Here is a 9,606-nt window from a genome sequence, read left to right as displayed (position 1 = left end):
ATGGTCATGCGAAGGCCGTCAGCGTGCCTCGCGAATCTCCCAACGAGTGAGCCCGTACGAGACGACGTTCGAGGTCAGAGGTTAAAAGGCAAGCTCAGTACCCGTAGATCATCCTGTACGCGGCCTCCGGCAGGAACTGTCCGGCCGAGGAACCGGCCCCGACCCCGCAGTCGCCGTCCGACTCACCCGGGGTCTTCAGCCACAGCAGCATCTCGGCCCCGCCGCCCGTCTGGCTGACCGAGCCCGTCCGGCGTCCGCCCGGGTTGCACCACTCGCCGTTGGAGCCGTTGCCGTTGCGGCTGGTGTCGATGACGTACGGCTTCGCGTAGCCGTAGGACGCCGACAGGGAGCCGTTGACGGCGTTGCCGTACGCGGAGTTCTCACCGGTGCGGTAGTAGTTCGAGATGTTCAGCGAGAAGCCGTGCGCCTGCCGGGCTCCCGCCCCGTCGAGCTGCCGCGCCATGGTGGCCGCGCTGATCCAGCCGGGGTTTCCGGCGTCCAGGTAGGTCCATGTGTTGGGCGCGTGGGCGGCGAACTGACCGAGCGCGTCCCTGAGCATCCCGTTGCGCTCGTCGATCTGGGCCTGGCTCAGACAGCTGAAGTCGCCCAGCGAATCGGGCTCGATCACCACCAGCGCGGGCCGGGTGCCGATGGCCGAGGCGAACGCGGAGATCCACGAGTGGTACGCGCCCGGCGTGCCCGCGCCGCCACCGGAGTGCCCGCCGCAGGCGTCGCGGCCGGGGATGTTGTACGCGATCAGGACCGGCAGCTTGTCGGCGGCGTCGGCGGCGCCCACGTAGGAGCCGACCGCCGCCCCGATGTCCCCGCTCCAGGAGCCGAACCACCGGGCCATCGGCCGCGAGGCGATGTGGTCGCGGATGGCGGCGGCCCGGCCGTCGCCCGGGTTCGCGGCGGCCCAGGCGGCGGGCGTCGAACGGGGGTCGACGTAGAACCCGCTGGTCATGCCGATCGGGTTGGCCCGTGGGGTGGCGGGGGCGGCGGCGGCCTGCTGTCCGGCGCCGAGGGGGAGGAGCAGGCAGGCGAACGCCGATGCGGCGAGCGTGCGCAGGAGACTTCTCATGAGTGCGGCCCTTCTGTCCTGTGGGAGCGCTCCCCAGGGGCGGCGGCCGAGCGGTGGGGGAGGGAGCCGGGGGGTGGTGGGAAGTGCGCGCGGCGGGCCGGTGGTGCTTCGGCCCGTGACCGCCGCCGTCAGTCCGAGACGGTGGCAGCGGTGCGCGCCGCTGTCAATGGGACCGGCAACGGCCCGCCCACCTGGGGGCGTTCGGGGAACCGGGCGCTCGGGGAGCGCGCCCCCGTGTTCAGTCGGCGGCGGGCTGGTGGACGCGCGGGATGCCCAGATCCGGCAGGCCGAGGTGGAAGCCCTGCCCGCGGCCGCTCATGGTGCCGTCGTAGGAGAGGTCGTCCAGGCCGACGCCCAGGTGCCGCAACTCCTCGACGAGCATGCGGGCGGCTGTCGCGGCGTGCGCGGGCTCGTCCATGGCGTCGGGGAAGCGGCGTTGCCAGACCGGGGGAGTGGACTCCCAGCCGCTGCGGGCCAGTCGGGCGGGGTCGGCCCCGTCCGGGTGGTTCATATGTCCGGTGGTCTCGATGACGAGAGTCAGACCCTGGCTCCAGCACTGGACGAAGCGCCGGGGGTCACCGGCGGATCCGAGGTGCAGGATGAATCTGCCGGGGAAGAAGGGGGCGTCGTAGTCGAGGGAGCGCAGCGTTTCGGAGAGGCGCTTCTCCACGTCCTCCCACGTGGCGCCGGTCGGGTGCGGCGCGGCGGACGCGGGCGGGAGACCGGCCGGCTCGGCGGCGTGCCAGCGGCCACGGGAGTAGCCGCGCCCGGCGGCGTCCGCGTCCGCGTCGGGAGGCAGGAGTTCGAGGCTCACCTGGCCCTCGTCGTGCGTGTGCACGAGGAGGCAGGCGCCGGGGCGCCGCCACAGCATCCACGGTCCGGAGCTGCCTCCCCACATCGCCGGCGGGCCCAGCTCCTCCTGCGTGACCCACCACGCGGCGCGCACCAGCCCGGCGGCGGTGCCTATGTCCTCGGCGGGCAGGTCGACGACGTGCACGGTCAGCCTGCGCACCCGCTCGGGCTCCGAGGCGTCGGAGATCACCGTGCCGTAGCCGCCCCAGGGCCCCTTCCGGGGAGCGAACCTGCGCCAGACCTGGCCCACGATCTCCTTGGGCTCCCGGAGTTCCCAGCCCAGCCCCGAGGTGGTGTGCTCGAACTCCGACAGGCTCCATGAGCCGAAGTCGAGCGGGGAGACCTCTCGCACCAGCTCGCGGAAGATGTCGGCGTCGAGCCAGTTGCCCCGGGGGATCGTGTTCTCCATCCGGCAGAGGGTAGCGGTCCGGTGCCGACGGGGGCCCGGAGGGCCGATGTTGACGGAACTGTCTGCGCCCGGCCCGGGGCGAGGTGCTGCGCGCACGGGCGCAGGTGGTCCGCCCCGGCCGCACCCGGGTCGTCTGCCGCTGCGACCTGCTGATGGTGGACGCCGCGGGGGAGGAAACCCTCTGCGCGGTGGCCCAGGGCACGATCGCCGTTTCCGGGACCGCAGCCGGAGACGGAGCCGGAGACGGAGAAGCCTGACTGCGCGCCACCGGGGCCCGCCCGCCGCCGACTACCGCGCGGTAGCCGCGGGATACGACAAGGGCCGTGCGGCACCAGGCGACAGCGCTGGTCACAGCCGTCAACGAGAGCTGTGGCCAGTCCTCGGCATCAGCGCCGGGCGGACGAACGTACGTTCTGGAGCAGAGGCATCATAGGGCGATGAGTGAGAATCGAACCCCGACCGCGGTGTTGCTGCACGGCTGGCCGGTCACGTCCCACCACTGGCGGTACCTGGTTCCGGCCCTTGAGGCCGCCGGCATCACCGCGGTCCCGGTCACCCTTCCCGGGCTGGGCGCCGCTGCCGAATCCAGCGTGACTGACTTCCGCAAGGCGGCACTCGCCGATGAGGTCCGGGCGCGGCTGGCGCGGGAGGGCATCACCCGCTTCGCCGTCATCGGTCACGACTGGGGCGCGACGGTCGGATGTCTCATCGCGGCCCAGGCACCGGAATCGGTCAGCGGGCTCGTGGTGGAGGAAGAGATCCCTCCCGGTGTCGATGTCGAGATTCCCGAGGACGGCCGGGGCTTCTATCCATCCTGGCACGGCCCCTTCAACCGGACGCCCGGCCTCGCGGAGAGGCTCGTGCCCGGACGGGAAGCGGCGTACTACGGCACGTTCCTGGAACAGAGCGCCGGACCGAGCGGCCTCGGCCCGGACACCCTTCATGCCTACATCGAGGCGTACAGCACTCCAGGCGTACTGGACGCCGGGCTGGCGTACTACCGCACCGGGTCAGACGATGCCGACGCCATTCGAGCGCTTGCCGCCCAGCCGATTTCCACGCCTGTCCTGGCGGTCGGGGGCAGACGCGCGATGGGGACGGCAGTCGCGGCCGGAATGGCCACCCTCGCCACCTGTGTCACCCCACTCGTCCTCGAACAATCCGGCCACTATCCCGCAGAGCAGGAACCGGACAGCGTGAACCTCGCCATCGTGCGGTTCCTGCAACGGCACGCGTGACCCCTCGATACCGCGCTTGCGAAGCGGATCCCGAGACGGTGGCAGGATACGAGGATGGCGACGAACACGCCCTGGTCAGGGCTGCCCCATGAACTGGTGACGGCGAAGGCGTCGGTCTACGACCCCGCTGGCTTCGCCTGCTCACCGCCGGTGCCCGAACCGGAGAGCGCCGACTACGCGGCTCACAGGTTCACGCTCGACGGGCAGCAGGTGGCCTTTCGCATGGCCAGGACCACTCCGACCAAGGCCGGTCAGTTCGTCACCGTGTGGCAGCGGTCCGCCGATGGTCCGATCCGGCCCTTCGACAGCGACGACGGTATCGATCTCTTCGTCATCAGCAGCCGCGACAGCGGCCACTTCGGGCAGTTCGTGTTCCCGCGAGAGGTCTTGTGCGAGCGGGGCATCGTGTCCCGGAACGGTGTGGGCGGGAAGCGGGGATTCCGCGTGTACCCGCCGGACGTGATCACGACCAGCCGCCAGGCGCGCGGCACACAGGCGTGGCAGGTGAACTACTTCCTGGATATCGGAGAGAGCGGGCCCGTCGACGGGGTTCGCGCCCGCGCCCTGTATCACCCGTAGCGCAACACAGCGCGCTCTTTTGGCATTTCGGAATGGCCGGGGCCCCGGCCATTCCGAACGGGTTGCCTTCCCCTGCTGTGCGAACGCTCACACCTCTTCTGTGGTTGAGGCGGTGATCAGGTCCGGATAGGGTCGGAAGCCGCCGCATCCGATGCTGACCACATCGCCGTCACGCGGCTTATCAGCAGGAGCAGTGCACGGGGGAGTGAAGGCGCCCGCCACATGCCGTTTCCAGGTGATGTGGTGATGTGGTGATGTCCGGTGATTCACCGGGGAATCGGGCGAGTTCTTCCGCTGGGTCTCCACCACGCTTTCCGGAGCGGATTCAGTCACAGACAGGGCGTGATTTTCGGCATGGACAAACCCTCACGGTCGGACTCCTCGGCCCCCTTGAACTCCTCGACCCCTTCGGACTCCCCGGACTCACAGGCCCCCTTGAACTCCCCGGCCTCCTCGACCTCTTCGAACGGCGAGGTGAAGAACCTTCCGTTCGTGGTGACATTCGTCGTGTCGGGCGGCACGGCCTTCGTCTGCGGGGAGTTCTTCGGCTTCTCGTGGTGGCTGCGCCTGCTCACGGTCGTGGCCACCATCCTCGTCCTGGAAGGCGCCAATCAGGCCGTGGGCCGCGCCCGCGCCAGGAGGAAGGCGCGCTGAAGGCCGCGTCCCTGTAGAGCGCCCCGGGGCCGATGATGGTCGGTCGCGTGGAGGTCCGCACGGTGGCGATCACGCACCCCGGGCACCGGTCCGCCCCACCGCGCGACGCACGAAGGGGCGGACCGCCCGCACGGTGGCGGGTCAGACGGCGTCGAGGCTTCCGGCCCGGATGCCCGCTACGAAGGTGGCGAACGCGGTGGCGGGGATGCCGAGGGCGGGGCCGCTCGGGTTCTTCGAGTCGCGTACGGGGACGATGCCGGTGGTGGACGCGGTGCGCGGGGCCCATTCGACGCAGGTTCCGCCGTTGTTGCTGTAGGAGGACTTGACCCACTGCTGGGTCGTGGTTTCGGTCGTCGTCACGGGGTTCCCCTTCGAAGCTGGTGGATCACGTCCACGGAGTCTGTCTGCGACAGAGACACGGCCTGCAACTGATGGTAGGCCCTCACCAGCGGGATGACAGAGCTGAGTTCGCGGTCCAGATGGCCTTGCGTCTCGGACTCCACGTAGGAGACCACGGACCGGTCCTGGAGCGTCAGCAGATTCACCGCCCGATCGAAGGGCCGCCGTTCGCCGATGCTGAAGGGCACGACTTGCAGCATGGTGTTGGCCTGCGCGGCGAAGTCGATCAGATACTGCAACTGGGCCTCCATCACGGCGGGGCTGCCGATCGGCCGGCGGATGCAGCTCTCGTCCAGCACCGCGATCAGCACGGGTGGCACCGTGCGCAACAGGGCTGCCTGACGCTCTATGAGCAACGAGACGCGTTGGTCGGCCTGTTCGGCGGTGACGACGCCCCGTTCGACGGCTGCGTCGGCCAGTGCCTGCGCGTACTCCCGGGTCTGGAGCAGCCCCGGGACGAGACCCGACTCGAACAGCCTGATCTCCGCCGCCCGGCCCTCCAGCCCCACGTACTCGGGGAATCCCTGCAACAGCACGCCGTGCTTGATCTTCCGCCACTCGCGCTCGAACGACTCAGCGCTTCCCGTGAAGCCCAGTGCCACGTCAACCGCGATCGAGAAGTTGCGAGTTGGAGACTTGTGGCACGTTTCCACACCGGAGATGTGCCGCCCCGTGTACCCGATCCGTCCGCCGAGATCGTCCTGCTTCCAGCCCCGGTCCTCCCGCGCGGTGCGCAGGCGCGCGCCGAATGCCGCCTCCGGGCCCGCGTCAGGGTTGAGTTCCTTACGGTTTACCAACGTACCCCCCAATTCAGAAACGTTGATGACATCTCCACGCTAGGCCACTCTGAGTCGTCCCGGTAGTCATGCGACTACAGAGAGGAACGATAGGTGTACGGCGAGAACGCGTGCCCGAATACGCAGCAGCCTCCACGCCCTCCGGCCCCCGGAACCCTCCTCACGGATACCAGCCGCGGTGACCGCGTGGGGGAGTTCCGCGGGATCGCCGGCCCGTACTGGTCCCTCCGCCCGGTGGGCGGCGGGGCCGAGTGGGAGGTCGAGCCCCGGTACGTACGCCCCGCGCTGCTCATAGAGCAACTCCGGGCGCGGACCGCGCGGGCCAACGCCCGCAGCCGGGGGGGAAGTGCTGTGAGAGCAGTCCTTCCGGGCGGCCGGGAGCGTGCCGTATGAGGAGCCCGGTGTACGTGGCCGGTGTCATCGTCACCGTCACCCCCGGCGGCGCCCGCTGGCTCGGCGGGGTGGCGGTGCCGAACCGCCGGCTCGTGCTCCGCCGGCTCCGCGGGCAGGCGCTGCGCCTCGCGGACGGACACGGGCGGGACCTGCCTCCCGCCCTCCCGTGGCTTCGCTCCGAGGACATCAGGCGGGTCACCTTCCACGGCTCGGACGCCCCGGAACGCCTCCGGGTGTGGGCCGGTGACGACCGACGCCAGGACGACGCCCTGCACGCCCTGGAGTCCGGCCTCCCGGCCCTGCTGACCGTCGTCGACCCCGCCGTGGGGCTGTGCGTCACCCTCGCCGGGTGGCGGGCCGGTGCCACCCTGTGACCGCCGGCCCGCCTCGTGGGAAGGGCGATTGACCACCGTGCTGCAATGCACCGCCGTGACCCAAGTCCCCTTCGCCGAAGCCCTGCTGGCGCTCGCCACGATGGAGGGCGGGCCCGAGCACCCGCCCGATGTCCTCGACCAGGACGACTTCCTGCTGTGCGAACTGGGTGAGCACGACGAGAGGGCCGAGCACGCCGCGCACCTGTGGGCGGCGGACACCTCGGACGACCGGGACCTGTGGTTCCTCTGGTCGGGGACCGGCGCCCACCGCGTCCACCGGCTCGACACGCTGCGCCTGTGCCCCGGCATGCTCCGCGAGCTGGCGACCCGCGCGGTCACGACGTGCGCGTACTTCGACCACCACCCCGGGCCGCACTCGTTCTCCGTAACCGATCCGCTCGGCGCCCTCATCGCCGAACACGTCCACAGCGAAGTCCGGCGACTCGTCTCCGAGGACGACGCCTCCGGAACACCCGACGCCCCCGACGCCCCCGACGTACCCGACACCCCCGACATCGACGCGCCCTGACGGCGACCGGAGGTTTCCGCCCGTGAACCAGTGCACCGCCGTAACCCTGCTGCCGCCCCCTGAGTTCGTGGTCCGGCTCGCCGCTCCCGGCGGCAGCCGCCCGGAAGCCGGACACCTCCTCTGCGAGCTGGGCGCCGACCACGACGGCGACCACGCGACGGTGTTGTGGGAGGACGACGCGAACCGTGTGGCCGTCTGGGCCCGCTGGAGCGGCAGTCGGGCGACATCGGCGGCATTGGCCTGGTGCGGTGCGGTCGCCCCCCGGGGAGAGGACGCGTGCGGGCTGTACGCCGGTCACCCCTCCGCCCACGACTGGGACATCGTCGATCCGACGCTCGCGGCGGTGGACGCCGTACTCGCGCGGGAGCACCCGCATCTCGCGCCACGTGACGGCGTGTGATTCCGGTCGCCAAGGCCCTGCGCCGGAATGATGGCGCACATGTCAGAACACCCGAAAAGCGGCAAACGAAACAACCAGGATCAACAAGACAAGCAGGGTAAGGGAGATGGGCGAGACAGGCGCGACGAGCCCGTCCGGTCGCGGCGGCTCGTCCCGATGACCGGACGCGACCCCGAGGAGGGCGGGCGGGCCGCCTCACCGCTGGAGCTGCTGTTCGATCTGACTTTCGTCGTCGCGGTCGGAACGGCGTCGTCGCAGTTCGCCGAGCTGCTGGCCGAGGGGCACCTGGGGCAGGCGGTCACCGCGTTCGTCATGGCGATGTTCGCCATCAGCGTCGCCTGGATCAGCTTCAGCTGGTTCGCCTCGGCCTTCGCCACCGACGACTGGCTCTACCGTGTCCTGACGATGGTCCAGATGATCGGGGTCGTCGTGTTCGCGCTCGGCCTTCCGGCGATGTTCCACTCCGTCGACGAGGGTGGCCACATCGAACTGCGGGCGATGGTCGCGGGGTACGTCGTGATGCGGATCGCGATGGTGTTCCAGTGGGGCCGCGCCGCCCGGGAGGCCCCCGAGTTCCGGGACGTCTGCATGGCCAACATCCGCTGGACGGTGATCGCCCAGGCCGGCTGGGTCGTCCTGGCCTTCGTCCGGTTGCCGGTCTACGTCGTCTTCGCGGCGTTCATCTGCCTCGGCGCGCTGGAACTCGCGCTGCCGGTCTTCGCCCAGGGCGCGGCGGGCGGCACGCCCTGGCACCCGCACCACATGGCCGAGCGGTACGGCCTGTTCGCGATCATCGTGCTCGGCGAAAGCGTGGTCGGTACGGTCGCGTCCTCGGGCGAACTGCTCGGCGGGGCCGACGGCACGGCCTGGACCTGGAACGCGACCGCCGTCGTCGTCGCGGGGGTCGGCCTGACCTTCGGCATGTGGTGGGTCTACTTCATGACGCCCTTCGGCGAACTCCTGGAGCGCCGCCGAAACCGTGGATACCTCTTCGGCTACGGCCACATCCCCCTGTTCATCGGCGTCGCAGGGGCCGGGGCCGGGCTGCACGTGGCGGGCCTCTACCTGGAACACCACGCGGAGATCTCCGCGACGGTCGTCGTCCTCGCCCTGGCCCTCCCCGTGAGCCTCTACCTCCTGGTCGTCTACCTCCTGCACACCCTGCTGCTCTCGGCGGGCGACCGCTTCCACCTGCTCCTGATCGCCCTGACTCTCGCCGTCCTGCTGGCGGCCTGCCTGCTGGCCGCCACGGGAGCGCCGGCCACCGTGTGCCTGATCGTCGTGATGCTCGCGCCCTTCGTGACCGTGGTCGGTTACGAGACGGTCGGGCACGAGCACCAGCGGCGCATGCTGGACAGGGCCGGGGTCCGGTAGGCCCGGCGGGGGCGGCCCCGAAGAAGGAGCGGGCGGGGCAACCTCCAGGAGAGCGCGGCGTCGAGAGCCCTGGCCATGAGGGCGTGCGTGTGCCCCCGTGGACGGGCCTGCGGGACAGCTCCCGCGGGGTCTCGCCGGCTGTGGGGGATGGTCTAGGCCGCCTGCGCCCGGTGGCGCGAGGCCGGCGCCCCGGGCCGGAGAGGCTCGGGGCGATCATCAGTCCTGACGGCATGCAGGTGCCGTGGCCGGGCACCCCGACAACCCGGTGCCCGTACTCAGGCCCCCGACTGCCTGCCGGCCGGATCACTCAGCAGCAGGGTGATCCCACACAGGCCACCGAGCAACCAGGCGGCGATCATCCCCGCTCCCCAACCGAAGGCGAACAGCACGGCGAACGCGATCAGCGACGCCGTGACACCGGTAACGGCTGCGCGCCGCAGGCCGCTGCCTGCCTAGCGTTCCTCCGGCCGGGTGAGCTTGTGGCCCCCGCCCGTCGTGTCTGCGCCCCCTCGCGCGAGGGGGCGTTT

Annotated in this window: 12 protein-coding genes and 1 pseudogene; 8 read left to right on the top strand and 5 right to left on the bottom strand. The window is 70.8% G+C overall.

The window, feature by feature from the left end; all coding sequences use genetic code 11:
* Positions 1-94: 94 nt before the first annotated feature.
* Positions 95-1,081, bottom strand: coding sequence for a glycoside hydrolase family 6 protein (locus ACGF2Y_RS24765; RefSeq protein ID WP_392951358.1), 987 nt, complete (start codon positions 1,079-1,081; stop codon positions 95-97).
* A gap of 238 nt (positions 1,082-1,319) precedes the next feature.
* Positions 1,320-2,342, bottom strand: coding sequence for a hypothetical protein (locus ACGF2Y_RS24760; RefSeq protein ID WP_392951355.1), 1,023 nt, complete (start codon positions 2,340-2,342; stop codon positions 1,320-1,322).
* Positions 2,343-2,404: 62 nt separating this feature from the next.
* Here ACGF2Y_RS24760 and ACGF2Y_RS24755 point away from each other — a divergent pair.
* From ACGF2Y_RS24755 to ACGF2Y_RS24745, 3 genes and pseudogenes are all read left to right on the top strand, one after another.
* Positions 2,405-2,599, top strand: a pseudogene (locus ACGF2Y_RS24755) (hypothetical protein); the annotation flags it as partial.
* A gap of 180 nt (positions 2,600-2,779) precedes the next feature.
* The gene (locus ACGF2Y_RS24750; RefSeq protein ID WP_392951353.1) at positions 2,780-3,580 is read left to right on the top strand and encodes an alpha/beta fold hydrolase; all 801 of its coding nucleotides are present in this window, start codon (positions 2,780-2,782) and stop codon (positions 3,578-3,580) included.
* 54 nt (positions 3,581-3,634) lie between these two features.
* On the top strand, positions 3,635-4,159 hold the full coding sequence (locus ACGF2Y_RS24745; protein ID WP_392951351.1) for a MepB family protein: 525 nt from the start codon (positions 3,635-3,637) through the stop codon (positions 4,157-4,159).
* A 329-nt stretch (positions 4,160-4,488) separates the two neighbouring features.
* Here ACGF2Y_RS24745 and ACGF2Y_RS24740 read toward each other — a convergent pair whose 3' ends face one another.
* The 3 genes from ACGF2Y_RS24740 to ACGF2Y_RS24730 all read right to left on the bottom strand — a co-directional run bounded on the left by ACGF2Y_RS24740 (position 4,489) and on the right by ACGF2Y_RS24730 (position 6,009).
* Entirely contained in the window at positions 4,489-4,734 is a 246-nt protein-coding gene (locus ACGF2Y_RS24740; protein ID WP_392951348.1) for a hypothetical protein, read from the bottom strand.
* 220 nt (positions 4,735-4,954) lie between these two features.
* Positions 4,955-5,173 (bottom strand): DUF397 domain-containing protein, encoded by a 219-nt coding sequence (locus tag ACGF2Y_RS24735; RefSeq protein WP_392951345.1) that lies wholly within the window; start codon positions 5,171-5,173, stop codon positions 4,955-4,957.
* Positions 5,170-6,009, bottom strand: a complete 840-nt coding sequence (locus ACGF2Y_RS24730; protein WP_392951342.1) for a helix-turn-helix domain-containing protein — start codon at positions 6,007-6,009, stop codon at positions 5,170-5,172. The genes ACGF2Y_RS24735 and ACGF2Y_RS24730 overlap by 4 nt, the downstream gene beginning before the upstream one ends.
* Positions 6,010-6,102: 93 nt before the next feature.
* Between ACGF2Y_RS24730 and ACGF2Y_RS24725 the strand changes: the two genes are divergently transcribed.
* The 5 genes from ACGF2Y_RS24725 (at position 6,103) to ACGF2Y_RS24705 (ending at position 9,079) form a co-directional block, all read left to right on the top strand.
* Complete coding sequence (locus tag ACGF2Y_RS24725) at positions 6,103-6,402, top strand: hypothetical protein (RefSeq protein ID WP_392951339.1); 300 nt, start codon at positions 6,103-6,105, stop codon at positions 6,400-6,402.
* A complete protein-coding gene (locus tag ACGF2Y_RS24720; protein ID WP_392951336.1) occupies positions 6,399-6,776 on the top strand; it encodes a hypothetical protein in 378 nt (125 codons plus the stop codon). Before ACGF2Y_RS24725 ends, ACGF2Y_RS24720 begins: the two co-directional genes overlap by 4 nt.
* A 37-nt stretch (positions 6,777-6,813) precedes the next feature.
* Complete coding sequence (locus ACGF2Y_RS24715; RefSeq protein WP_392951333.1) at positions 6,814-7,305, top strand: hypothetical protein; 492 nt, start codon at positions 6,814-6,816, stop codon at positions 7,303-7,305.
* Between the two features lie 22 nt (positions 7,306-7,327).
* Entirely contained in the window at positions 7,328-7,705 is a 378-nt protein-coding gene (locus tag ACGF2Y_RS24710) for a hypothetical protein (RefSeq protein ID WP_392951330.1), read from the top strand.
* 156 nt (positions 7,706-7,861) lie between these two features.
* On the top strand, positions 7,862-9,079 hold the full coding sequence (locus tag ACGF2Y_RS24705) for a low temperature requirement protein A (RefSeq protein ID WP_392951327.1): 1,218 nt from the start codon (positions 7,862-7,864) through the stop codon (positions 9,077-9,079).
* Positions 9,080-9,606: the final 527 nt, after the last annotated feature.

It is taken from the genome of Streptomyces sp. NPDC048142 (assembly GCF_043202835.1).
In the GTDB taxonomy this organism is placed as follows: Bacteria; Actinomycetota; Actinomycetes; order Streptomycetales; family Streptomycetaceae; genus Streptomyces.
Note: the sequence above shows the minus strand (reverse complement) of the source record. Positions and strands in the feature narration are given on the sequence as shown.